Source organism: Streptomyces sp. Ru62, assembly GCF_002920615.1.
Taxonomy (GTDB): Bacteria; Actinomycetota; Actinomycetes; order Streptomycetales; family Streptomycetaceae; genus Streptomyces.
This window is the reverse complement of sequence record NZ_PQSU01000034.1, coordinates 1-24,234: the sequence shown is the minus strand read 5'-3', so window position 1 is coordinate 24,234 and position 24,234 is coordinate 1. Positions and strand designations below refer to the sequence as shown.

Genomic DNA, 24,234 nt, shown 5'->3' with positions numbered 1-24,234 from the left:
CCGGCCCGCGCCCACCCGGCGGCGACGCGGCACGACTTGACCGGAACAAGGGGGAAACCGTGCCCGTACGCCGCCTACTCTGACGGCCAGTCGATCACCGGCCACTTCCGAGGAGCGCATGTGACACCACCCCGCAGACTGCCCGCCCGTCGTCGTACCGCCGTCCTCGCCACCGTTCCTGTCGCCGTGGCCGCCCTCCTCGGCGCCGCCGGCCCCACGGCCCCGGGCACCACCGGAGCGCCCGGCGCGGGCGACCCGTACTTCCCGCTCAGCGGCAACGGCGGCTACGACGTCCGCCACTACGACCTGACACTGCGTTACGACACCTCCGCGCGCCGCCTGGACGCCACCGCGGTGCTCACCGCCCGCGCCACCCAGCGGCTCACCCGCTTCGACCTCGACCTCACGGGCCTGAAGGTCACCGCCGTCACCGTCGGCCGCACGAAGGCGGCCTTCCGGCGCGACGGCCAGGAACTCGTCGTCACCCCGCGCCACGCCCTGCGCGCCGGGCAGGAGTTCCGCGTCACGGTCGCCTACCACGGCACCCCCAAGCCGGTCACCGACCCCGACGGCTCGGCGGACGGCTGGATCCCCACCGACGACGGCGCGTTCGTCGCCGGGGAGCCGCAGGGCGCGATGACGTGGTTCCCGGCCAACGCCCATCCCAAGGACAAGGCGTCGTACGACTTCACCATCACCGTGCCCGAGGGGCGCACCGCCGTCGCCAACGGCGTCCTGCTCGGACAGCGCACCGCCGGCGGGCGGACGACCTTCCGCTGGCGCGAGACCCAGCCCATGGCCGCCTACCTGGCGACCGCGACCATAGGCAGGTTCCAGGTCGAGCGGTACACCACCCGCGACGGCGTCCAGGTGTACAACGCCGTGGACGCCCGCGAGGCCCGCGCCGCGGCGCCCGTGCTGAAGAAGCTGCCCTCCGTGCTGGAGTGGGAGAGCAAACTGTTCGGGCCGTACCCGTTCCGGGCCGCCGGAGCCATCGTCGACCACGCCCCGGACGTCGGCTACGCCCTGGAGACCCAGACCCGGCCGGTCTACGACTCCGCACCCGACCTCGGCACTCTCGTCCACGAGAGCGCCCACCAGTGGTTCGGCGACTCCGTCACCCTCACCGCCTGGAAGGACATCTGGCTCAACGAGGGTTTCGCCACCTACGCCGAGTGGCTCTACGACGAGCAGCACGGCGGCCCCAGCGCCCAGCATGCCTTCGACTCCCTCTACGCCCGCCCCGCGAGCGACGGGTTGTGGGCCTACCCGCCCGGCGACCCGGGCAGCGGCGAGAACATCTTCGGCACCCCCGTCTACGCCCGCGGCGCCATGGCCCTGCACGAGCTGCGCAGGGCCGTCGGCGACCGGGACTTCTTCCGGATCCTGCGCGCCTGGGCGACCGGGCACCGCGGCGGGCACGGGACCACGGCACAGTTCGTCGCGCTCGCCGAGAAGACGTCGGGGAAGCGGCTGGACGGGCTGTTCCGCACCTGGCTCCACACGCCGGGCAAGCCGAACCGCTCCTGAACCCGGACCGGTTCCCCCCGCGCTTGCGACACTGACCGGTTCCAAACAACTGCCGGTCAAGATCGACTCATGATCCGACGCAGAACCGCCGTCGCTCTCCTCGCCTCCCCGTCGCTGCTCACCGGCTGCGGCGGCGGAGCCGAGGCGACCGAACGCCGGACCCCGGCCCGCCGTCCGGCACCGGCACCCACCCCCGGCACCGCCACGCCGTCGGCCCCGCGCGGCATACCCGGCCTCGGGCCCGAGCGGACCGCGGCGATCCCCGAGCGCTGCACGCAGGCCGTCGTCGTCACCGGGCGCGGCGCGAACTCCCCGCTGTGCACCGTCGTCCTGCACCAGCGCACCCCCACCGGCTGGCAGTCCGGACCCGCCTGGCCCGCCCACAACGCGCTGCGTGGCTGGAGCGCCCACCACATGCTCGGCGACCTGCGCTCCCCGCTCGGCGTCTACACCCTCTCCGACGCCGGCGGACTGCTCCCGGACCCCGGGGGCAAGCTCCCGTACCACCGCTCCAGCGGATTCCACTCGCCCGGCACCGGCTTCGAGGGCGAACCCCTGGAAGGCTCCTTCGACTACGTCATCGCCATCGACTACAACCGCAGGCGTGGCACCTCGCCCCTGGACTGGACCCGGCCCCTCGGCCCGGGACGCGGCGGGGGAGTGTGGCTGCACGTCGACCACGGCGGGCCCACCCACGGCTGCGTCAGCGTCGCCAAGGCGCACATGAAGGACCTCCTGCGCACCCTCGACCCCAACCGGCACCCGGTCGTCGTCATGGGGTTCGCCGACTGGCTCGCACACTGAGCCGCTTAGGATCCGAACTCGTGTGCGCACATGTGCTGGTCGCCGAGGACGACGAGAAACAGGCCGAACTGCTCCGCCGCTCCCTGCTGGCCGAGGGCCACACCGCCACCGTCGTGCACGACGGCGCGGCGGCGCTCGACGCCGCCCGCCGGCTGCGGCCCGACCTCGTGGTCCTGGACCTGATGCTCCCGGTCCTCGACGGCTTCGGCGTGTGCCGGGCGCTGCGCGCGGGCCCGGAGCAGCCGGACATCCCGGTGGTCATGCTCACCGCCCGCTCCGCCGAGGACGACGTACTGCTCGGCCTCGACGTCGGCGCCGACGACTACCTGACCAAGCCGTACAGCCCTCGCGAGCTGATGGCCCGTATCCGTACGGTCCTCAGGCGCAGTGGGCGGGGCGTAGGTGCCCGGGACGACGACCCGGTCGTGCGGGCCGCCGGGATCAGCGTCGACCCGGTACGGCACGAGGTGCGCTGCGACGGCGCGCCGGTGGAGTGCACACCGGCCGAGTTCCAGATCCTGCTGGCCATGGCGGGGGAGCCGGAGCGGGTGTTCACCCGGCGGCAACTGCTGCACTGCACCCGCGGCTTCGACCGGGCCTCCACCGAGCGGGCCGTCGACGTGCACATCATGAACCTGCGCCGGAAGATCGAGGCCGACCCGCGGCGGCCGGCGCGGCTGCTGACCGTGTTCGGCGTCGGCTACAAGCTGAGCGGCGCCCGGCGATGAGGCGCCGGATCCCGGTGCGCAAACGGCTGGTCGTGCGGCTGCTGTTCGTCTCCGCGCTCATCGCCGTCTGCTCCGTGGCGGCCACCGCCTGGCTCGCCGTGACCACCACCACCAGCGCCCTGAAGGAGGAGCAGGGGCAGGACCTCGCCGCCGACAACCGCATCCTCGCCCAGCTCAGCGGCTATGCCGCCACGCACTCCGACTGGTCGGGGATCCGGCCCACCCTGCGGGAGCTGGCCGCCCGCACCGGCCGCCGGATCGCCCTCACCACCGCCGACCGCACTCCGGTCGCCGACTCCGCGCCCCGCGGCACCCCGCTGCCGCCCCGGCCCGCCGCCACCGTCGACCCCCTGCGCACCGACACCTACACCGAGACCGGCGCCCAGCTCAGCGGCATCGACCCGCGCGTGGTGGGCCCGTACCTGCTGCCGGCCGCGGAACGCGCCAAGCTGGACACGCTGGCCGCGCGCCGCGAACAGTGCTACGAACGCTACGGCCTCCAGGCGACCGTCGAACGGACCGAGAGCGGCCGGCCGGTGGTCACCCTGCCGGACGGCGCCGACCCCACCGCCTACGGCGCCGACGTGTGCGAGGACGGGCGGCTCAACACCCCCACCGCCACCGAGCAGAAGGCCCTGGACGCCCTGTCCGACCTGATCCGGCCCTGCCTGAGCAAGGACGGGATCGACCTCGGGGGACGGCTGTTCCTCACCTTCGACCCCAGCGGCAAGGACCCCTTCGGCGGCGGCTACCTCGTCGGCAAGTACGCCAAGCTCGGTACCGGCGAGGCCGCGCGGATCGCCCAGCGCTGTGTCCAGGCCGCCCGCCGTACCCAGCTCCAGCCCTATGTCGCCCCGGTGGCCGAGCTGTTTCTCGGCATCGGCGACCAGAACCCGGCCCGCTTCGACATGTCACCGGCCAACAAGGCCAAGGTGGTCGGCGTGGCGGGTCTGGTCCTCGCCGTCACCGTCGCCGTGACCGCCGTCGTCGCCGTCCGGCTGGTACGGCCGCTGCGCGCGCTCACCCTCGCCGCGCAGCAGCCGCCCGAACTGCACGTGCGCGTGCCGGTGACCACCCGGGACGAGACCGGCATCCTCGCCGAGGCCTTCAACGACCTCACCGAGCGCCGCGCCCGTCTGGAGGCACAGCGCAAGGCCATGGTCAGCGACATCGCGCACGAGCTGCGCAGCCCGCTCACCAACATCCGGGGCTGGCTGGAGGTCGTCCGGGACGGCGTCGTCGAGCCCGATCCGGCACTGCTGGACTCGCTGCACGAGGAGGCGCTCGTCCTCCAGCGGATCATCGACGACCTCCAGGACCTCGCCGCGGCCGACGCCGGCACGCTGCGCCTGCACCGGGAGCCGCTGCGGGCCGGTGACCTGCTCGACCAGGTCGCCGCCGCCCACCGCGTCGCCGCCGACGCCGCCGGGGTCGCCCTGCGCACCGAGGCCGACGCCGCCGCCTGGCTGGACGCCGACCCGGTGCGGATGCGGCAGGCCCTCGGGAACCTGGTCTCCAACGCGCTGCGGCACACCCCTGCCGACGGCACCGTCACGCTCGCCGCCCGCAGGGACGGCGACGAGGCCGTGCTCACCGTCGCCGACACCGGCTCGGGTATCGCACCGGAGGACCTGCCGCTCGTCTTCGAGCGGTTCTGGCGCGCGGAGAAGTCCCGCAGCCGTCGTACCGGGGGCAGCGGGCTCGGTCTGCCGATCGTCCGCCACCTGGTGGCCGCCCACGGCGGCACGGCCGGGGTCGCGAGCGAGCCGGGGTCGGGAACGGTGTTCACGTTGCGGCTGCCGGCCGCGCCGCCGCCCGGCGACGAGCCCTGAGAGCGCGGGCGAGCCCTGTGAGCGGCGCGGACGGGTCGTGAGAGTGGCGTGTAGGGGCGCCGCGAGCGGAGCATGCGGGTCCGGAGAGCGGAGCAACGGAATCCGATTTCCGGCGCGCGCCGGGGGTACTCCGGTCGCGCAAGCGCAGCACAGGGAGGCAGAGGGAGGTCATGCCATGAGTGGACCGGACGACCTGCCGGTCATGTCCACGCTGGCCGAAGTGGCCCGCCTGGTGGAACGGCACCAGGGTCTGTACGTGCGCTGGTCCAAAGGGCCGGGCACCGACCTCGACGACGTCTCCAGCACCGACGAACTGACCGGCGTCCCCATGCCGGGGCTGTCCGCCAACCCGCTCGACGTGGAGAGCTGGTGGGAGGACCGCTCGGTGGAGCTGTGGGTGGCGCGCCGCCTCTACGACTACGCGCACCTGCCGCACGACAAGGGCCCCGGCGTGCGCCCCTGGGTCCTGCGGGGCCGGGAGACGGGCCGGGGCCCTGACAACGAGCCGCTCGTGGCCGACGTCGAGCCGCTGTGCTGGATCGCCGACGAGGTGATCGACGCGGCCCGGGACGAGGTGGCCCGGCAGGAGCGGGAGTGGGGGACCCTGCGCCGAGGTGGCCGCTGAGCCCCCGCCGCGCCGCCCGCCGGGCCGCCGGTCAGCCGGAGCGCTGCCGGGAGCGGGCGCGGCGCCGCAGCGCCCGGCGTTCCAGCTCCGTCGTACCGCCCCAGACACCGATGCTCTGGCCCGTGTCCAGCGCCCACTCCAGGCACTGCTCCCGGACCGGGCAGCGCCCGCACACCGCCTTGGCCTGCTGTGCCTGTACCTGCGCGGGTCCGGTGGTGCCGATCGGGAAGAACAGATCGGGGTCCTCGTGACGGCACGCGGCATGCTCGCGCCAGTTGTCCATCGGAATCTCCTGGTTCGGATCGAAGTCGTCCGTGCCTGTCGCGTGCGTCGCCCATGGGGCGTGCAGGCGTTCCGCACGCGTTCTCCGGTCTCGGGTGACCGGTCGGGAGGGTGTGAAACGGCGCAACGGGCGGAGATCGGGTGACGGACGCGCGGCGGTCGCCCCGGGCGGCGCCGGCCCGGCGGGACCGTACGCGGTCAACAAGCCGGGCAGCGGGGACCGGAGGCCACCGGACCACCCGACCGCGCACCGCCGAAGAGGGGTTCGAACCAGCCGACCGCCCCGCCCCGCCACCGAGGGGCCACGCTGCTCCGTCAGCACCCGTCCGGCACCGGTGAGGTGACGGACCGCCTGGCAACGGAGAGGGGACGGGAGTCCAGAACCGGACCGGCCCGGTGCACCGGCCCCGCCGGCCTTCAGCGCCGGTGCGTCGGTCCTGTCGGGCTTCGGTGGTCAGCCGCGCAGCGTGTGCGATGCCGTCGTCGTCACCGCCTCGGCGAGGGACGCCAGTGCGGGCGAGTCGAGCTTCCACTGCTGCCAGTACAGCCTGACGTCCATCCACTCGCCGGGGGCGAGCACGACCAGCCGCCCCCGGTCGAGCAGCGGACCGGCCTGCACCTCCGGGACCATGCCCCAGCCGAGCCCCGCGGCGACCGCGTCCAGGAACCCCTCCGAGGTGGGCACGTGGTGCCGGAACGGGCCGGCGGACGCGCGGCCGAGCCGGCGGGCGAAGGCGTCCTGGAAGTCGTCCTTGCGGTCGAAGACCACGACGGGCGCCCGGGACAGCGCCTCCGGCAGGGGCCGCCCGTCGAGGTGGGCCGCGGTGAACTCGGGGGCGGCCACCGGCAGATAGCGCATCCGGCCCAGTGGACGGACCGTGCAGCCGGGCACCGGGTCGGGCGAGGAGGTCACCGCCGCCATCACCAAACCCTCGCGCAGCAGTGCCGCCGTGTGGTCCTCGTCCTCCCGGTGCAGCTCGTAGCAGAGGCCCGCCACCCGGGTCAGGGCCGGCAGGAACCAGGTCGCCAGCGAGTCCGCGTTCACCGCGACCGACACCCGTGTCGGCTCCCCGGTGCCGTTCAGCCCCAGCTCTCCCCAGGCGTCCCGCTCCAGCCGGGCGAGCTGCCGGGCGAACCGCACGAGCACCGCGCCGGACTCCGTGGGCCGTACCGGTTTGCTGCGCTGGAGCAGCACCCGGCCGGTGCGCTGTTCGAGGGCCTTGACCCGCTGGCTGACCGCCGACGGCGTCACGTGCAGCGCCGCCGCGGCCGCGTCGAAGGTGCCCTCGTCCACCACGGCCAGCAGCGTCCGCACCTGTTCCAGAGGCAGATCGGTCATCACGAGCGCTAATGGTACGTAAAAATCTTTAGCTGTACTTGTGACCGGGAGTTTCCTAGCGTCGACGGCATGAACCACGCCCTGACCGCCGCGGCCGCCGGCTTCGGCACCGGCCTCTCCCTGATCGTCGCCATCGGCGCCCAGAACGCCTTCGTCCTGCGGCAGGGGGTGCGCCGGGACGCCGTCCTCGCCGTCGTCGGCATCTGCGCCCTGTCCGACGCGGCGCTCATCGCGCTCGGCGTCGGTGGGGTCGGCGCGGTCGTGGTCGCCTGGCCCGGCGCGCTGCGGGCGATCGGGATCGTCGGCGGTGTGTTCCTGCTCTGCTACGGCGCCCTGGCCGCCCGCCGGGTGCTCAGGCCCGGCACCGGACTGCGCGCGGAGGGCGAGGCGGCCGGCTCGCGCCGCCGGGCCGTGCTCACCTGCCTGGCGATGACCTGGCTGAACCCGCACGTCTACCTGGACACCGTGTTCCTGCTGGGCTCCCTGGCCGCCGACCGGGGCCCGCTGCGCTGGACGTTCGGGCTCGGCGCCGCGCTCGCCAGCCTGTGCTGGTTCGCCGCGCTCGGCTTCGGTGCCCGGCTGCTCGGCAGGTTCCTGGCCCGTCCCGGCGCCTGGCGGCTCCTGGACGGCCTGGTGGCCCTCACCATGCTGGTCCTCGGCGCGACCCTGGTGGCCGGATCCTGAGACGAACCGGTTCGTCGCGCAGGGGAGTTCCTGGGACAGTTAGGCTCTCGAAGTAAAAGATGTATCGAGCAACCAGGACATCCGTGAACACCAGCGAGAGCAGCAGCACCAAGGCCGACCGGCCCGAGAGCCGGTCCGACACCGACGCGCCGGCGGTCGAGGACCCGCCCCGGCGCGGCTGGCGCCGCTGGGCGATGGACACCCGCCCGCTGCGCATCCCCGCCTACCGGCGCCTGTGGTCGTCGACGGTCGTCACCGCCGTCGGCAGCCAGCTCACCGCCGTCGCCGTACCCAAGCAGATCTACGACATCACCCACTCCTCGGCCTGGGTCGGCTACGCGAGCCTCGCGGGCCTCGTGCCCATGGTGGCCTTCGCGCTGTGGGGCGGGGCGGTTGCCGACACCGTGGACCGGCGCAAGCTGCTGCTGGTCACCAACATCGGTATCGCGGTGACCTCGCTGCTGTTCTGGGCGCAGGCCGTCACCGGTGTGGACTCGGTCGTCGTCCTCATGGTCCTGCTCGCGCTGCAACAGGCGTTCTTCGGGCTCAACTCGCCCGCCCGCACGGCCTCCATAGCCCGCCTGGTCCCCGCGGAGCAGCTGCCGGCCGCGAACGCGCTCGGCTCGACGGTGATGCAGACCGGCCTGGTGGCCGGTCCGCTGCTCGCCGGTGTGCTCATCCCGGTCATCGGGCTGCCCGAGCTGTATCTGATCGACGCGCTGGCCCTGTGCGTGACGGTGTGGGCCGTCTTCCGGCTGCCCGCGCTGCCGCCGCTCGGTGCCACCGCCCGCCGGGCCGGACTGCGCGAGATAGCGGCGGGCTTCCGTTACATCTCCCGGCACAAGGTGCTGCTGCTGTCCTTCCTCGCCGACATCGTCGCCATGGTGTTCGGCATGCCCCGTGCCCTGTTCCCGGAACTGGCCGCGCACACGTACGGCTCGTACGGCGAGGGTCTCGCGCTCGGTGTGCTGTTCGCCGGCATCCCGGTCGGCGCGGTGCTCGGCGGCCTGTTCTCCGGGGTGTTCTCGCGGGCCCGCCGGCACGGCTGGATGGTCATCGGGGCGGTCGTCGCCTGGGGCGCGGCCGTCGCCGGGTCCGGGCTGAGCGCGAACCTCTGGGTGGCCGTGGCCTTCCTCGCCGTGGCCGGTGTCGCCGACATGGTCTCGATGGTGTTCCGCGGCGCCATCCTGCTGTCTGCCGCGACCGACGAGATGCGCGGCCGGATGCAGGGGGTGTTCACGGTGGTCGTCGCGGGCGGTCCGCGCCTGGCCGACGTGCTGCACGGCACCGCCGGTTCGGCGTTCGGCCCGCGGGCCGCCGTCGCGGGCGGCGGCGCCCTGGTGGTCGTGGTGATGCTGGCTCTGGCCGCCGCCGTCCCGGCCCTGCGCCGCTACCGCATCTGAGGGCCCGGCGCGCCCGGGACCCGGCGACCCCGGCGGCCTAGATAGGGCTGCTGCGCCGCCGCATCGTGTACTGCTCCATCAGCTTTCCCCGGGTCGTCTCCAGCCGGTGGGCGAGGATCTCGGCCACCGTGCGCACCAGCGAGAGCCCGAGCAGTGGATCCTCCACGCACAGCCCGAGCACCGACGGCCCGTCGAACTCGTAGGCGCGTACGTTGCTGAAGGCCACCGCGCCGAAGTCCCACTGGTACGGCGGGAAGAGCCAGGACCAGCCGAGCATGTCGCCCGCGCCCAGCGTGGCCACGGTCACCCGCTGCCGCGAGGTGACCTGCTGGTCCAGGTGAACCGCACCCGAGCGGATCACCCAGAACCGGTCGGCGGTGCCGCCGGCCTCGAAGATGTGGGTGTCCTCCGGGAAGGACACCTCCTTCGCCAGCTCCATCAGGCGCTCGCGCTGCGCCTGGGGGAGGGCGGTCAGCAGTTTGATCGCTTTGGTCATGGCGCATGGCTCCTCGCCGGCGGCGGTCGCGGTCCGGGTGATGTGCTCTCAAGCCCATTTCAGCCGCTGTGACCGCCCGGAGCACGTCGAGGGAGGCGGATCTCCGTCCGCGTGTCGCGCTCAGGGCAGCGAAAAGCCCTGGCTGGACGGGGGAAACCAGCCAGGGCCGTATGCGGTGACACAAGGAGCGGGGAAGAACGGCTTCCGCGCCGCTCCCGCGTCAGCTATGGATGAACCATAAACCATCTGCCGTACTTTTGGGTAACCGGAAGCGGGTCAGGTGACCTGTTTCACTCCTTCCGCCCGCACCGGGCCCCCGCCCGGACGGACGATCTCCTCCAGCACCCGTAGCACCGCCTCGAACGCCCGGGCCCGGTCCGCCGCCTCCCGCGCGCCCTCCGGATCCGTCGCCGTCAGGCTCTGCGCCCGCTCCCGCCAGGCCCGTTCCTCCTCGGCCGCGCGCTCCTGGCCCCGCCGGATCCGCCGCAACAACTCGTCCGCGTCCACCACATCGGTCATGTCCGCCGGGTACCCGCTCGGTCCGCCGTGATGACACGGGCACCGAGGGTGTTTGACAGTGCTCTGACGGGTCAGCCGAAAGAGGGAAAGAACCTTGCAATCCGGGCACCGCTCAGGGAGTGGAGGAAGGGATGCTCGACAAGCACCGGACCAGTTCCCTCGCGACCGTGCCGGAGACGCACGACCGGGTGCCGTGCCGGCCGGCCGAGGCCCGCAGAACGGTGGAGCGCGTCATGGCGGAGCGGTGCCGGGCCCGCGCCCTGCCGTGCCGGCCCGAGGCCGTCGATGACGCACTGCTGGTCACTTCGGAACTCACCACCAACGCCTTGCTGCACGGCGGCGGCATCACCGGCTTCGACGTGGACGTCGACGGTGGTGGCGTCCGCGTCTCGGTGAGCGACAACAGCGACGACCTCCCGGTCACCGATCCGGCCGACGACGACCCCGGCCACGCCCACCCGGGCGGCCGTGGCTGGCCCATCGTGTGCCGGCTGGCCCGGGACATCCGGGTCGCGGAGCTGCCTCGCGGCGGCAAGTGCATCACGGCCGTCGTACCGCTGCGCTGAAGCGGTCCGGGAAGTTCCGCTCACCGCGTTTGCGCGTGGGGGCGAGGGGCAGACGGAATTTCGTGCTTCGGACCGGAGGCGCCTGCCCCGCGGGGACGATCCCGCTGCCTGGGCCCCCTTCCGGCGGCCCGGTGGCTCACCCGCGGAGAACCCTGACACCACCGTTCGGGCCAGGACCCGGAACCGCAGTTCCGGTCATGTGCCCTGAAACCCCGTTCAGGAGCGATTCCGCATGCTGACCGACATGTCGACAAGCCGTCCCGGCGCGACCGCCACCACCAGCGACACCGCCGCCGCGGCGCCCGCCCGGCGGAACCATGACGACGCCCCGGACACCGCGGAGCTGTTCGTCCGGATGGCGGAACTGGAGGACGGACCCGAGCGGAACGCCGTACGCGACGAACTCGTCACCGCCTGGCTCCCCATGGCCCACCGGATCGCCGGCCGGTTCCGCGACCGGGGCGAGTCCGTCGAGGACCTGCGCCAGGTGGCGGCCCTGGGCCTGGTAAAGGCCATCGACCGTTTCGACCCCTCGCGCGGCGCCTTCGAGAGCTACGCCGTGCCGACCATCACCGGCGAGGTCAAGCGGCACTTCCGTGACCGGATGTGGGCCCTCAGGGTGCCGCGCCGGGTGCAGGAACTGCGCAACCGGGTGCGGGTCGCCCGGCGGGAACTCACCCAGAACCCCGGCAGCCCCGAACCCACCGTCGCCGACATCGCCGCCCACACCGGGCTCAGCGAGGAGGACGTCACCGCCGGCATGGAGGCGCTGGAGAGCTTCAGCACCCTGTCGCTGGACGCCGAACTCTCCAGCGGCGACGACGGCTACAGCCTCGCCGACACCCTCGGTGCCACGGACACCTCCTACGACGTCGTGGTCGACCGCGAGGCCGCCAAGGAGGGGCTGCGCCGACTGCCCGAGCGCGAGCGGGCCATCCTCTACATGCGCTTCTTCGAGGACATGACCCAGAGCCGCATCGCCGACCGGCTCGGCATCTCCCAGATGCACGTCTCCCGGCTGATCAGCCGCAGCTGCGCCCGCGTCCGCGACGAGGTGCTGGGCAGCCGCCGTCCCGGTGCCGACCCGAGGTGAGCGCCGCTCACTTCCGCGGCTGGGCCCGTCCGCCGGTCAGGCCGAGCGGCCGGGCGAGGCCGGAGACGGCCTCGTCCAGGCGTTGCAGATGGCGCAGCACGCGGTCGGTCACACGGCCGTAGCGCGGGGTGCGCAGGGTGCCCGGCTCCAGCAGCGACGCGATGCTGGGGCCGGTTTCGATCTGTGCGGGCGACCTCGGGTCCGTGACGTGTGCGGCGATCGCCTCGATGTTGTGCACGATCCGTGCGCCCGCCCCGCGCAGCCGGGGGTCCGCCGCGATCGACGGGTGCGTCGGCAGCAGTTCGGCCGTGGCCGCGAGGGACCGCCCGTGGTACGCGCAGGTCTCCAGCAGCGCCACGACATAGCGCGCCGTGTTCCGGCGCGCGCGCAGCGGGGTGATCGGATGCGTGAGCGGCTGGGTGGCCGCGCGCAGGTCGGCCAGCGCCTGGTCCAGCTCGCGCGCCTGCTCCACCAGGTCGCCGCCCGCCCCACCGCTGAGCTGGTCGACGGCGCCGCGGGTGACGTCGGCGAGCCGGTCCAGCACCGCGACCAGGAGCTCGTTGGTACGGCGGTCGGTGTGGACCGGCAGCACCAAGGCCGCCGCGATCACCCCGCAGGCCGCGCCGAGCGCCGTCTCCTCGATCCGCAGCACCAGCACCGACATGCTGTAGGTGTGCAGCAAGGTGTACAGCAGCCCCAGCATGGCCGTCACGAAGAACGACATCAGCGTGTACGACAGGGGCGCGGTGTAGAACATCGCGAAGATGAACAGCAGCACCAGCGCGAACGCCGTCCACGTGTGGTGTCCCACCAGGGCGGCGAGCCCGATGCCGGCCACCACGCCGAGCACCGTGCCCAGCAGCCGCCGGTAGCCCTTCACCAGGATCTCGCCGGTGGAGGAGGTGTTCAGGAAGACGATCCAGCAGGTCAGCACCGCCCAGTACCAGCGCTGGGTGGACAGCAGCTCACCGCCCGCGATGGCCAGCGAGGAGCCGACGGCCACCTGGACGGCGGCCCGGGTGGTGGGCCGCTTCAGGCCGGTCGGCCGCGGCTCCTCCGGTTCGTTCTCCTCGCTGATCTCGATCGCGGCGTCCTCCGCGTCCAGCTCCTCGCGTGACCGGGCGGTCGCCGGGGTGTCGTCGGACTCGTCCTGCGGCCCGTCCAGGGCGACCCGCAGGCCCAGCGCGGCCCGCGCGGCCTCGCCGAGGCCGCGGAAGACGTCCTGCACGGCCGGGGAGGCCGGGGGCAGGTTCTCCTCCTCCCGGTAGCCGAGCAGCCGGTTGCGCACCTGGGCGAGCGCCGTCCCCGACGCCTCCCCGGCCGGCCGCAGCATCAGCAGCCGCAGGGCCTGCAGATCGCGGCGCAGCGCGGCCGTCGCCTCGTCCCGCACCGGCAGCTCACCGCCGGAGGGCAGCGGGGCGCCCGGCAGGTGCAGGGTGAGGGTGTCGGTCCGCTGCGCGCTGCGCGCGGTGAGCAGCAGCAGGCCGAGCCGCTCGGCGGCGATCTCCGCGTCCGCGATCCGTCGCTGGAGCAGCCGGGCCACCGCCGGGTCCGAGGTGCCGTCCTCCAGCCGGCCCTGGATCAGCAACGCCGTCTCGTGCAGGCGCGCGGTGCCGGTGCGCAGGTCCCCGAGCACCTTCTCGGCCTCGTCGGGACCGGCGTCCAGCAATGCGGCCTGGGTGGCGAGGAGCTGGGCGAGCCGGGCGCGGAAGGCCCGCCGCAGCCGGTCCAGGGTGCCCGCCGGGGTCTGCGGCAGCAGCACGAACCGCGCGGTGGCGCTGCACGCGAACGCCACGCAGATGACGCCGTACAGCGCGGGCAGCACGGACGCCGTCGCGCCCACGAACAGCGACAGGAAGTAGACCTGGAAGCCGATCAGCCCCAGTGCCGTGCCCCGGTCGCCGAACCGGCGGCCGTAGACGGCGCAGAAGATGAGGACGACGAAGAACAGGTCGCCGGCGACGACCCGTTGGTTGAGCAGCGCGCCCAGCGACACCGAGGCCAGTGCCACCGGCAGGCCGGCCGCCAGCGTCACGGCCTGCTGGGCGCGCTGCTTCTCCCGGATGGCGAAGGTGGCGACCATCGCCGCGATCGCCCCGGCGACCAGTTGGGGCACCGGGACGCGCAGCGCGGCGAGGACGGCGAGGGTGAGGGCGATCGCGGTGACCGTGCGCAGTCCGGCGGTCAGGCGGAGCAGTCCGGGATCCGACGCCGCGAGCCGGTCCCACATCCGTACCCGTCCCGACCGTGCCACTGCCCTCACGCCGCCGCGCTCTCTCCCGTGCCGGAAATCGATCTCCGACCCAGCATCGCACGCGGCCCCGGATCAGCTCTCTGCGACCAGGGTGGCGGCCACCAGCGCGTTGGCATGCCCGTGCCCCATACCGTGCTCGGACTTGAGCCAGCCGACCAGCTCCATGTGCTTCGTCAGCGGAGAGGAGCGGATCAGCTCCTGCCACTCGCCGACCGGGCGGCCGTACTTCTTCTCGATCGACGGGAAGTAGCTCGCCGGGCCCTTGACGGTCTTCTCGCTCATGCCGGGGTGTCCCCTCCGTGTGACGTTTCCGTTCACGTGAGAAGACCGCCGGTCACAGGCGAAGTGACCGGCGGTCGCAGGTGATCCACGTCACCTCACGGATGGTCGATGCCCGCGCCCTCGACCCGGGCCCGGACCTCGTCCGGTGTCAGGTAGGAGTCGGTGAACTCGAAGTCCTTCAGCCGGGCGGGCTTGCGGGCCTGGAAGCCGGTGCGGACGAAATCGTCGCCCGCGACCGCGTTCAGCAGCCAGTTGGTCATCACCCGGGTCTTGGCGACGTTGGTGCGCAGCGCCGACCAGTGGTAACCGCGCGCCACCGCCTGCGCCGGGATCCCGCGCAGTTCGACCCCCAGCGGCTTGGACACCGCGTCCTTGCCGCCGAGGTCGACGACGAGGCCCAGGTCCTTGTGGACGTACGGCTGCATCTGCTGCCCGCGCAGCGTCGCGATGACGTTGTCGGCGACCTTCCTGCCCTGCCGCATGGCGTGCTGCGCGGTGGGCGGGCAGACCGCGCCCTCCTGGCCCTTGGCCAGGTCCGGCACGGCCGCCGAGTCACCGAGCGCGAACACCCCGTCGTGGCCCGGCAGGCACATCTCCGGGGTGACGGCCAGCCGGCCCTTGACGGTCTCCGCCCCGAGCGTGGCGATGAGCGGGCTGGCGACCACCCCGGCCGTCCAGATCAGGGTGTGCGTCGGCACCACCCGGCCGTCGGTGAAGGTCACCTCCTCCGGGCCGGCCTTGTCGATCGACACGCCCAGCGAGACCTCGACGCCGCGCCGCTTGAGGATCTCCTGCGCGCTGCGGCCGAGCTTGTCGCCCAGCTCGGGCATCAGCTTGGGCGCGATGTCGATCAGATGCCACTTGATCAGGCCCGGGTCCAGCCGCGGGTAGCGCTGCACGGCCGCGTGCGTCAGCCGCTGGAGGCAGGCCGCGGTCTCGGTGCCCGCGTAGCCGCCGCCGACCACCACGAACTGCAGCCGCGCGGCCCGCTCGGCAGGGTCGTCGCTGGCGTCCGCCAGGTCGAGCTGCGAGATGACGTGGTCGCGGATGTAGGCGGCCTCGGCGAGGGTCTTCATCCCGAAGGCGTGCTCGGTCAGGCCCGGGATGTCGAAGGTGCGGGTCACGCTGCCCGGCGCCAGCACGATGTAGTCGTAAGGCTCGTTGACGATCTTGTCGGTGATGGTGCGGATGACGCACACCTTGGCCTTCAGGTCCACCCCGATCGCGCCGCCGGGAATGATCCGGGTGCGGTACTTCTTGCTGCGGCGCAACGACAGGGCGATCGACTGCGGCGTCAGCACGCCGGAGGCGACCTGGGGCAGCAGCGGCAGATAGAGCTGGTAGGCGAACGGCGTCACCAGGGTGACGTCGGCCTCGTCCGGGGCGAGTTTCCGCTCCAGGCGGCGGACGCAGTCGACTCCGGCGAAGCCTGCGCCAACCACCAGGATCCTGGGTCGTGTCACGGTGTTCATCCCTTTCTGCGGCTCCGGGTGGTCCGACTCGACGCCGTTCGCATGCCCTGGATCGCTTGCGCCGACTCCGATCCCACCGTGCCTCCAGCCGTTCCGCCAGCCGGGTGCGGCAGGCAGACGAACGCGTGGGGACCGCATGCCCCACTGTGGGGCGGAGTAACCGCCCGGCGCACACCTACACGTCGCACACCTGCACGTTCGCACGCCTGTCACACGTCACCAGGGCAGGAATGCGTGGATGTCCTTGCCACGGTCGTGCACCACCACGCTGACCTGGGTGCACAGCGTGTGCACCAGGTGCCAGCCGATGCCGCCACCGCCCGTGCGCGGGTGGAACGGCCGTGGCTCCGGCTTGGTCGTGCTGGTGTCCCGCATCGTCACGTGCACCCCGTCGAAGGTGCGGCGCATCCGCAGGTCGAACGGACCGGGCGCGTACTGGATCGCGTTCGCGGCCAGTTCGGTCACGACCAGCAGGATGTCGTCCCAGTACTCGTGCGCGCCCGGCGGCGCGTCCCGGGCGAGGGCGCACAGGAACTCCTCCGCCGCGAGCCGCGCGCCCGTGACGTTGCGCAGCTCACCAGGGAAGGAGAACGTACGCTCGTACCTCTCCTCCGAGGGCGGTGTGTCGTCCCAGCGCGGCTCCGTCACCATCTCGCATTCCCCGGCCCCGGCCCGGAACGGGCCGGCTCGGCCCCTTCCGACCGGAACGGTCGTCGTTGCTGATCTCTCGCTGCGCTGCGGGTTCCCCCAGCCGCGCAGGCTATCCGTCCCCCCTCGGACCCACCGCCCGTACGCCGTACTCCCGCGGCCCTCGTCAGCGGAAGACATCGTCCGGTTCGTCCCACTCGGCCGGCTCCGGCGGACCCGGCCGCGACCGGGAGCGCGCCTGGTACATCGCCTCGATCTCGGCCGCGTAGTGCCGCACGACGGCGTCCCGGCGCAGCTTCATGGACGGCGTCAGCAGCCCGTTGTCCGGTGCGAACGGTTCCTGGAGGACACGGTAGACCCTGATCGACTCCGCGCGGGACACCGCACTGTTGGCGGAGGCCACCGCCCGCGCGATCTCCTCCCGCAGCGCGTTCTCCTCCCGGGTCTCCCGTCCCTGGGCGTCACCCTGCAGCGCCAGGGCGGCCCGCCAGTCCGCGAGGAACTCCGGGTCCAGGGTGATCAGGGCACCGACACAGGGCCGGTCGTCGCCGATCACCACCGCCTGGTGGACCAGCGGGTGCATCCGCAGCCGCTGCTCCAGCAGGGCCGGGGCCACGCTCTTGCCGCCGCTGGTGACGATGATGTCCTTCTTGCGCCCGGTGATCGTCAGGTAGCCCTCGGAGTCCAGCCGGCCGATGTCCCCGGTGGCCAGCCAGCCGCCGCGCAGCGCGGCCCGCGTCGCGTGCTCGTCGCTGATGTAGCCCTGGAACACCGAGGGTCCGCGCACCAGGATCTCCCCGTCGTCGGCCACCTGGATCTCGGTGCCGGGCAGCGGCAGGCCCACGGTCCCGGACTTCTCCCGGCCGAGCGGCTGCATGGTGATCCCGCCGGAGGCCTCCGTGAGCCCGTACCCGTCGTGGAGGTACACGCCGATGCCCTCGTAGAACAGGCACAGTTCGCGGTCGAGCGCGCTGCCGCCGGAGGTCCCGCGCACCACCCGGCCGCCGAGCGCGGCCCGCAGCCTGCGGTACACCGTCCGCTCGTACAGGGCGTGTTGCAGCCTCAGTTCGAGCCCGGGGCCCGGCCCCGTGCCCAGCCGCCGGCGCTCCTCGGCCGCGGCGAAGTCCCGCGCGGTCTGCGCGGCCCGCTCGAACAGGGCGCCCCGGCCCGCTTGTCGGGCGGTGCGCAGAAAGGTCTTGTAGAGCTTCTCGAACACCGACGGCACGCCGTACAGGTACGTCGGCCGGAACGTGCTCAGGGCCGACGACAGGGCCGGCCCGGTCAGCTCCGGCTCGTGCGCCATCAGGACCCCGCCGCGCACACACATCAGCATGATCATGATGCCGTAGACGTGCGAGAACGGCAGGAACGCCAGCACGGACGGCTGTTCGCCCGGCGGTGCGGCGGTGTGCGCCCAGCCGGCCAGCAGCGTGTCGCAGGGGTAGGCCAGACCGCGGTGGCTGAGCGCGCAGCCCATCGGACGGCCCGAGGTGCCGGAGGTGTAGACGATGGCGGCCGTGGAGTCCGGCAGCACGATCCGGCGCAGCGACTCCACCGTGGTGTACGGGACGGCCGTGCCCCGCTCGACGAGGTCCGGCAGGGCGCCCGCGTCGAGCTGCCAGACGTGCCGCAGCCGCGGCAGCCGGGTGCACACGGTACCGACGGTCATGACGCCCTGCTCGTCCTCCACGACCACGGCCACACAGCCCGCGTCGCGCAGGATCCACTCCACCTGCTCCCGTGAGGAAGCCGGATGGACCGGCACGATCTCGGCGCCCACCGCCCACAGCGCGTGGGCGAGCACCGTCCACTCGTAGCGGGTGCGGGCCATCAGGGCCACCCGGTGGCCGGGCGAGATCCCGGCGGCGATCAGGCCCTTGGCCAGGTCGACCACCTCGTCCCGCAGCTCGACCGCCGTCACCTCCTGCCAGCCCGCGGCGGCGGGACCGGCCCGGCGCGCGAGGACCGGCAGCGTCGGATTCCGTTCCGCCGTGGCGAACACGCTGTCGGCGAGGCCGCCGGTGAGCGGCGGGGCGACGGCGGGACCGGGGGCGAGGTTCCGCATGCGCTGCTCCTGGTGTACGGACGGTCACTCCGCCGATCGGCTCTGTGTCGGCGGTGCTCGAATGTAGCCCAGGCAAGCGCGTTCGGTGACGGGAACGGGGAAGTCGTGATCGGTTGATGATGTGGGCGTGTCCTGGGGACTCGGGACACATGAGTCATGTGAACCCCGATCCGGAACCCGAGCGCACGACCGGTCTGGAACCAGGTGGCGGAGTTCCGCCCGGCGAGACCCCGCCGGCCGAGAGCAGCATGCCCGAGGCCGGCCCCCGCGAGCCGCACGTCCAGCAAAGGGGCTGGGCCAAGGCGCCGCTGACCCTGATCCTGCTGCTGGTCGTGCTGATCGCGGCCTTCTTCCTGGTGTACGCCCTGGTGCTGATCCTCTGACCGGCCCGCTCAGTGCTGTGTGCGCCGCACGCACTCGGTGACGACGTCCCGCAGGCTGCCGGTGTGCTCCAGCAGCCTGCGCTGCTCCTGCGCGCCGTTGCCCGTGCGCAGCAGCTCCTCGACGGCCCGCTCGGCACGGGCCGCGTCGCCGCTCCCGGTGAGCGCGTCCCCCGTGTACTCCAGCAGGGAGCGCAGCACCCGGGGCGCGCGCCGGGGCCGCATGGTCACCGGGTCGAGCAGATCCTCCTCCAGGCCGTAGCGGGCGGCCTGCCAGTCGGCCAGCCGGAGCAGGCTCACCCCGGGGTCGGGCGCCGGCCGGCCCGCCCGCCACTCCCGGGCGGTCGTCTCCACCAGGGCGCGGCAGAGCGTCGCGATCAGCACGGCGCTCTCCGCGCTCAGGCACACGTCCGCCACCCGGATCTCCACCGTGGGGTAACGGGCGGACAGCCGCGCGTCGAAGTACGCCATCGCCTCGTCGAGGATGACCCCGGTCGCCACCATGTCGGCCACCCTGCGGTGGTACCGCTCGGCGGACCCGAACGGCTCCGTCGGGCCGGCCGACGGCCACCGGTTCCACACCCGGCTGCGGTAGCTGGCGTACCCGGTGTTCCGGCCCCGCCAGAACGGGGAGTTCCCGCTGATCGCCCGCAGCACCGGCAGCCACGGACGGATCCGGTCGAGGACCGCGACGCCCTCCTCGTCGGACTCCACCGACACATGGACGTGGCAGCCGCAGACCAATTGCTCCCAGGTGGGTACGCCGAACCGCTCGGCCAGCCACTGGTACCGGTCGTTCACGCTGAGGGAGGGGCTGACCGGCAGCGGGGAGGTGGCCAGCGCGGCGACCGCGCAGCCGATCTGTCCCGCGTGCCGGGCCGCCTCCTTGCGGCAGCGGACGATCTCGTCGCCGAGGTCCGCCATGTCCGACTGCGGATGCGTGGCGAACTCCAGCATCTGCCCGAACAGCTCCTTCTCGAAGATGTCCTGTTCGGGATCGTCCTGGGCGGCATGGGCGAGTACGGCCGCCGCCAGCGCCTTCGGGTCGCCGCTGTCCGGATCGACCAGAAGGAGTTCCTCCTCCACTCCGACGGTGCGCACGTGGTGCCGCCCTTCTTGTCCGTGCCACGAGGGCAGTCGCTGTCTGTACGACCCCGACTGCCCCCTCGTACGGCCGCCGACACCTGCGGCTTTCAGCCCTCCGGCGTCAGCCAGACGGTGGCGAGCGGGGGCAGCGTCAGCTTCAGGAACCCCTCCTCGGGCTTGACGGGCCCCCCGGTGCGGACGCCGCTGCCGCCGTACCGGGTGTCGTCGGTGTTCAGCGCCTCGCGCCAGGCGGGGAACCCGTCGGGGGTCCACAGGCGGTAGTCGTGCCGGACGACCGGGGAGAAGTTCGACACCGCCAGCAGCGGGCCGCCGTCGGCGGCGAAGCGCAGGAACGCCAGTACGTTGTCGTCCGCCGCGTCGCACAGCACCCACCGGAAGCCGCCCGGGTCGGTGTCCCGCTGCCACAGCGCCGGCGTCGCCCGGTACACCGCGTTGAGGTCCCGCACCAGGGCCTGCACGCCCCGGTGGTCGCCGGCGGAGTGGTAGTCGTCGGAGAGCAGCCACCACTCGGGACCGTGGGTGTGCGACCACTCGGCCCCCTGGGCGAACTCCTGCCCCATGAACAACAGCTGTTTACCGGGGTGGGCCCACATGAAGCCGAGGTAGGCCCGGTGGTTGGCGCGCCGCTGCCACCAGTCTCCGGGCATCTTCGACACCAGCGCCTGCTTGCCGTGCACCACCTCGTCGTGGGAGATCGGCAGGACGTAGTTCTCGCTGTAGGCGTACACCATCGAGAAGGTCATCTCGTCGTGGTGGTACTTGCGGTGCACCGGCTCCTTCTGGATGTACTCCAGCGAGTCGTGCATCCAGCCCATGTTCCACTTCAGCCCGAACCCGAGCCCGCCGCTGTCCGTCGGCCGGGTCACCCCGTCCCACGCGGTGGACTCCTCGGCGATGGTCACCACGCCCGGGCAGCGCCGGTACACGGTGGCGTTCATCTCCTGGAGGAAGGCCACGGCGTCCAGGTCCTCCCGGCCGCCGAAGACGTTGGGTTCCCACTGCCCGGAGTCCCGCGAGTAGTCCAGGTAGAGCATCGAGGCGACGGCGTCCACGCGCAGCCCGTCGATGTGGAACTCCTCGCACCAGTACACGGCGTTCGCCACGAGGAAGTTGCGCACCTCGGTGCGGCCGTAGTCGAACTCGTACGTCCCCCAGTCCGGGTGCTCCGCCCGCAGCGCGTTCCCGGGCTCGTACAGCGGGTCCCCGTCGAACCGGGCCAGCGCCCAGTCGTCCTTCGGGAAGTGCGCGGGCACCCAGTCCATGATCACGCCGAGGCCGGCCCGGTGACAGGCGTCCACGAAGTACCGGAAGTCGTCCGGCGAGCCGAGCCGGGGCGTCGGCGCGTAGTAGGAGGTGACCTGGTAGCCCCAGGAACCGCTGAACGGGTACCCCGCCACCGGCATCAGCTCCACATGGGTGAAGCCCATCTCCTTGACGTACGGCGGGAGTTCCTCCGCGAGCTGACGGTAGGTGAGCCCCGGCCGCCACGACGGGAGATGCACCTCGTACACCGAGAACGGCGCCTGGTGCACGGGCGTGTCACCGCGGTGCGCCATCCACTGCGCGTCACCCCACTCGTAGTGCGAGGACGTCACGACCGACGCCGTGTCCGGCGGCACCTCCGTGCCCCGCGCCATCGGGTCCGCCTTCAGGAACCGGTGCCCGTACCGCGAGGTGATCTCGAACTTGTACCGGGTGCCCTCGCCGATCCCGGGCAGGAACAGCTCCCACACCCCGGACGCGCCGAGCGACCGCATCGGGTACTGCGTGCCGTCCCAGTACGTGAAGTCCCCGGCCACCCGCACCCCCTGGGCGTTCGGCGCCCAGACGGTGAAGCGGGTGCCGGGCACTCCCTGGTGGACCATCGGCTCGGCCCCGAGCGCCCGCCACAGCTGCTCGTGCCGGCCCTCCCGGATCAGGTGCAGGTCCAGTTCGCCGAGGGCGGGCAGGAAGCGGTACGGGTCGTGCACCTCCTGCTCGGTGTCGTCGTACGCGACGAGCAGCGTGTACGACGGGACCTCCGCGCAGGGCAGGACGGCGGCGAACAGACCGTCGCCCTCCGACCGCAGCGCGGTGCGCGTGCCGTCGATCACGACGCTCACCGCACGGGCGTTCGGCCGCAGCGCCCGGAACAGGATGCCGTCCGGCACCGGGTGGGCGCCCAGCAGGGCGTGCGGATCGTGATGCGCGCCGGCCAGCAGCCGGCCGCGGTCGTCGGGGTCCAGGGCCACGGCCGCGGGCGGCCTGGGCCCGGCGGTCTCGGGGCGCGTGGTGTCCTTCAGTGCCATGGGTCAGCCTCCCCACACGGCGAGCCGCTTGATCGCCGCCATCGGTACCGGCAGCCAGTCGGGCCGGTGTCGCGCCTCGTAGAGCACCTCGTAGACCGCCCTGTCCGTCTCGTGCGCGCGCAGCAGCGCGTGCTTCTTGCGTGGGTCCCAGCCGGCGCGGGCCGCGTAGCCCGCGCAGAACGCCTCCCGGCAGCGGCGCGCCCACTCGGGTCGCCAGGGGCGGCGCTGCTGGGCCGCGTAGTCGAAGGAGCGGAGCATCCCGGCGACGTCCCGCACCGGGGACTGCGGGGCCCGCCGCTCGGCGAGCGGACGGGACGGCTCGCCCTCGAAGTCGATGACGAACCAGTCGCGGCCGGCCCGCAGCACCTGCCCGAGGTGCAGATCGCCGTGGATGCGCTGGGCGGGCGGCCCGGTGTCGCACGTGGCGAGCGCCCCGAACGCGGCCTTGAGGCCGGGCACGTAGGGCAGCAGCCCGGGGACGGCGTGCGCGGCGGCGTCGAGCCGCGCGCACATCGCCTCGGCCGTACGGCCGTTCTCGCCCGGCCCGGCCGGCGGGAAGGCCTCGGCCAGCGCCAGGTGCACCTCGGCCATGGCCCGGCCCAGCGCGCGGGCCTCGGCGGTGAAGTGGTCGCCCGCGGCGAGCGCGCGCAGTGCCAGCGTCCAGCCGTCGGCGGCGTCCGGCAGGAACGGCTGCAGCACCCCGAGGGTGGCCGGGCGCGGGGCGGTCGTGGTGAACCACGCCACCGGCGCGGGCACCCGGGTGCAGCCCTGCGCGGTCAGCGCCGCCGGCACCTCCAGGTCAGGGTTGACACCCGGCTGGATGCGGCGGAACACCTTCAGGATGTAGGCGTCGCCGTACACGATCGAGGAGTTGGACTGCTCGGCGTCCAGCAGTCGCGGCGGCAGACCGCCGGGCACATGGGCAGCCGGGTCCCTCTCGAACCGCAGCGGGCCCGCCGTGCCGGGCTGCCGCAGCCGCTCCAGCAGCAGATGGGCCGAGCGCGGGTCGTGCAGGGCGTCGTACACCGCGAACCCGGCCAGCGGGCCGTCCACGGCACGCCCGATGAACGCCCGCTCCAGCCGCGGGGCGAGGTGCTGGCGCAGGCCCAGCAGGAGCTGGTAGCAGTCTCCGGGCGGGGGAGTGCCGCCGGGGGTGGGCACCGGCACGTGGGAGGCGTGCACCAGCAGGTGCAGACACCCCGGGAACAGCTCCGTCACGGACAGCACCGACAGATCGGTGACCGGCCGGTCCTTGCCCGCGAACCAGCGTTGCCTCGGCAGCCAGTCGCGCAGCAGCCCGCCCAACGAGGCCAGTGGCCCGTCGGGCCCGGCCGCGGTGCGCGGTCGGGGGGTGATGGTCTTCGGCATGGTGACGCGTCCTTTCCTCGGCGCCGGCCGTTCAGCGGCGGCGGCCGATGCGGGATGCGACTCGGGTGAGCCGGAACCAGTAGAAGCCGTGGCCTTGCAGGGTGAGCAGGTAGGGCAGTTCACCGATGGCCGGGAAGCGCACCCCGCCGATCAGCTCGACCGGGTGCCGTCCGTCGTAGGCCCGCAGGTCGAGTTCGGTGGGCTGGGCGAAGCGGGAGAAGTTGTTCACGCACAGCACCAGGTCGTCGCCGTACTCGCGCAGGAACGCCAGGACCGCCGGGTTGGAGGACGTGAGTTCGGTGAACGAGCCGAGTCCGAAGGCGGGGTTCTGCTTGCGGATCTCGATCATGCGGCGGGTCCAGTGCAGCAGGCTGGACGGGGACGACATGGAGGCTTCGACGTTGGTGACCTGGTAGCCGTAGACCGGGTCCATGATCGTGGGGAGGTAGAGCCGGCCGGGGTCGCACGT

General features: G+C 73.0%; 23 protein-coding genes. 10 read left to right on the top strand and 13 right to left on the bottom strand.

Annotated features, from left to right (window positions below):
- The first annotated feature begins 120 nt into the window (after window positions 1–120).
- From C3492_RS34945 to C3492_RS34925, 5 genes are all read left to right on the top strand, one after another.
- Entirely contained in the window at window positions 121–1,530 is a 1,410-nt protein-coding gene (locus C3492_RS34945) for a M1 family metallopeptidase (RefSeq protein WP_103816658.1), read from the top strand.
- 69 nt (window positions 1,531–1,599) lie between these two features.
- On the top strand, window positions 1,600–2,334 hold the full coding sequence (locus C3492_RS34940; RefSeq protein WP_103816657.1) for a L,D-transpeptidase family protein: 735 nt from the start codon (window positions 1,600–1,602) through the stop codon (window positions 2,332–2,334).
- Window positions 2,335–2,354: 20 nt separating this feature from the next.
- The gene (locus C3492_RS34935) at window positions 2,355–3,062 is read left to right on the top strand and encodes a response regulator transcription factor (protein ID WP_103816656.1); all 708 of its coding nucleotides are present in this window, start codon (window positions 2,355–2,357) and stop codon (window positions 3,060–3,062) included.
- Window positions 3,059–4,894: a cell wall metabolism sensor histidine kinase WalK gene (locus C3492_RS34930; protein ID WP_103816655.1), complete on the top strand. Its 1,836-nt coding sequence runs from the start codon at window positions 3,059–3,061 to the stop codon at window positions 4,892–4,894. The genes C3492_RS34935 and C3492_RS34930 overlap by 4 nt, the downstream gene beginning before the upstream one ends.
- A 175-nt stretch (window positions 4,895–5,069) precedes the next feature.
- Complete coding sequence (locus C3492_RS34925; protein ID WP_103816654.1) at window positions 5,070–5,519, top strand: DUF6098 family protein; 450 nt, start codon at window positions 5,070–5,072, stop codon at window positions 5,517–5,519.
- Window positions 5,520–5,550: 31 nt separating this feature from the next.
- Here the strand turns inward: C3492_RS34925 and C3492_RS34920 are convergent, their stop codons facing one another.
- Both C3492_RS34920 and C3492_RS34915 read right to left on the bottom strand, forming a co-directional pair.
- The gene (locus C3492_RS34920; protein WP_103816653.1) at window positions 5,551–5,802 is read right to left on the bottom strand and encodes a WhiB family transcriptional regulator; all 252 of its coding nucleotides are present in this window, start codon (window positions 5,800–5,802) and stop codon (window positions 5,551–5,553) included.
- 453 nt (window positions 5,803–6,255) lie between these two features.
- Window positions 6,256–7,143: a LysR family transcriptional regulator ArgP gene (locus tag C3492_RS34915; protein ID WP_181140704.1), complete on the bottom strand. Its 888-nt coding sequence runs from the start codon at window positions 7,141–7,143 to the stop codon at window positions 6,256–6,258.
- A gap of 66 nt (window positions 7,144–7,209) precedes the next feature.
- Between C3492_RS34915 and C3492_RS34910 the strand changes: the two genes are divergently transcribed.
- Window positions 7,210–7,824, top strand: a complete 615-nt coding sequence (locus C3492_RS34910) for a LysE/ArgO family amino acid transporter (RefSeq protein ID WP_103816651.1) — start codon at window positions 7,210–7,212, stop codon at window positions 7,822–7,824.
- A gap of 83 nt (window positions 7,825–7,907) precedes the next feature.
- Entirely contained in the window at window positions 7,908–9,227 is a 1,320-nt protein-coding gene (locus C3492_RS34905; RefSeq protein WP_374938409.1) for an MFS transporter, read from the top strand.
- Between the two features lie 37 nt (window positions 9,228–9,264).
- Here C3492_RS34905 and C3492_RS34900 read toward each other — a convergent pair whose 3' ends face one another.
- Window positions 9,265–9,723 carry a cyclic nucleotide-binding domain-containing protein gene (locus tag C3492_RS34900; protein ID WP_103816649.1) on the bottom strand — a complete coding sequence of 153 codons (459 nt, stop codon included), beginning with the start codon at window positions 9,721–9,723 and terminating at the stop codon, window positions 9,265–9,267.
- 276 nt (window positions 9,724–9,999) lie between these two features.
- The gene (locus C3492_RS34895) at window positions 10,000–10,242 is read right to left on the bottom strand and encodes a hypothetical protein (protein ID WP_103816648.1); all 243 of its coding nucleotides are present in this window, start codon (window positions 10,240–10,242) and stop codon (window positions 10,000–10,002) included.
- Window positions 10,243–10,373: 131 nt separating this feature from the next.
- Between C3492_RS34895 and C3492_RS34890 the strand changes: the two genes are divergently transcribed.
- Both C3492_RS34890 and C3492_RS34885 read left to right on the top strand, forming a co-directional pair.
- Entirely contained in the window at window positions 10,374–10,808 is a 435-nt protein-coding gene (locus tag C3492_RS34890) for an ATP-binding protein (RefSeq protein ID WP_103816647.1), read from the top strand.
- 232 nt (window positions 10,809–11,040) lie between these two features.
- Complete coding sequence (locus C3492_RS34885; protein WP_103816646.1) at window positions 11,041–11,901, top strand: SigB/SigF/SigG family RNA polymerase sigma factor; 861 nt, start codon at window positions 11,041–11,043, stop codon at window positions 11,899–11,901.
- Window positions 11,902–11,908: 7 nt separating this feature from the next.
- Here the strand turns inward: C3492_RS34885 and C3492_RS34880 are convergent, their stop codons facing one another.
- The 5 genes from C3492_RS34880 to C3492_RS34860 form a co-directional block, all read right to left on the bottom strand.
- Complete coding sequence (locus C3492_RS34880) at window positions 11,909–14,131, bottom strand: FUSC family protein (RefSeq protein ID WP_103816645.1); 2,223 nt, start codon at window positions 14,129–14,131, stop codon at window positions 11,909–11,911.
- 96 nt (window positions 14,132–14,227) lie between these two features.
- Window positions 14,228–14,437, bottom strand: a complete 210-nt coding sequence (locus tag C3492_RS34875) for a DUF4287 domain-containing protein (RefSeq protein WP_103816644.1) — start codon at window positions 14,435–14,437, stop codon at window positions 14,228–14,230.
- Between the two features lie 95 nt (window positions 14,438–14,532).
- Window positions 14,533–15,909 carry an NAD(P)/FAD-dependent oxidoreductase gene (locus C3492_RS34870; RefSeq protein WP_181140703.1) on the bottom strand — a complete coding sequence of 459 codons (1,377 nt, stop codon included), beginning with the start codon at window positions 15,907–15,909 and terminating at the stop codon, window positions 14,533–14,535.
- Between the two features lie 216 nt (window positions 15,910–16,125).
- Entirely contained in the window at window positions 16,126–16,560 is a 435-nt protein-coding gene (locus tag C3492_RS34865; RefSeq protein ID WP_103816643.1) for an ATP-binding protein, read from the bottom strand.
- A 163-nt stretch (window positions 16,561–16,723) separates the two neighbouring features.
- On the bottom strand, window positions 16,724–18,622 hold the full coding sequence (locus tag C3492_RS34860; protein ID WP_103816642.1) for a long-chain fatty acid--CoA ligase: 1,899 nt from the start codon (window positions 18,620–18,622) through the stop codon (window positions 16,724–16,726).
- A gap of 149 nt (window positions 18,623–18,771) precedes the next feature.
- Here C3492_RS34860 and C3492_RS34855 point away from each other — a divergent pair, with 149 nt between their 5' ends.
- Complete coding sequence (locus C3492_RS34855) at window positions 18,772–19,005, top strand: DUF6480 family protein (RefSeq protein WP_031099563.1); 234 nt, start codon at window positions 18,772–18,774, stop codon at window positions 19,003–19,005.
- Window positions 19,006–19,014: 9 nt separating this feature from the next.
- Here C3492_RS34855 and C3492_RS34850 read toward each other — a convergent pair whose 3' ends face one another.
- The 4 genes from C3492_RS34850 to C3492_RS34835 form a co-directional block, all read right to left on the bottom strand.
- Window positions 19,015–20,103 (bottom strand): glutamate--cysteine ligase, encoded by a 1,089-nt coding sequence (locus C3492_RS34850; RefSeq protein ID WP_103816641.1) that lies wholly within the window; start codon window positions 20,101–20,103, stop codon window positions 19,015–19,017.
- Between the two features lie 92 nt (window positions 20,104–20,195).
- Window positions 20,196–22,397, bottom strand: a complete 2,202-nt coding sequence (glgB, locus tag C3492_RS34845; protein ID WP_103816640.1) for a 1,4-alpha-glucan branching enzyme — start codon at window positions 22,395–22,397, stop codon at window positions 20,196–20,198.
- A gap of 3 nt (window positions 22,398–22,400) precedes the next feature.
- Entirely contained in the window at window positions 22,401–23,765 is a 1,365-nt protein-coding gene (locus C3492_RS34840) for a maltokinase (protein ID WP_103816639.1), read from the bottom strand.
- A gap of 31 nt (window positions 23,766–23,796) precedes the next feature.
- Window positions 23,797–24,234: alpha-glucosidase C-terminal domain-containing protein (locus tag C3492_RS34835; RefSeq protein WP_181140702.1), on the bottom strand; the 438-nt coding region annotated here is incomplete at its 5' end.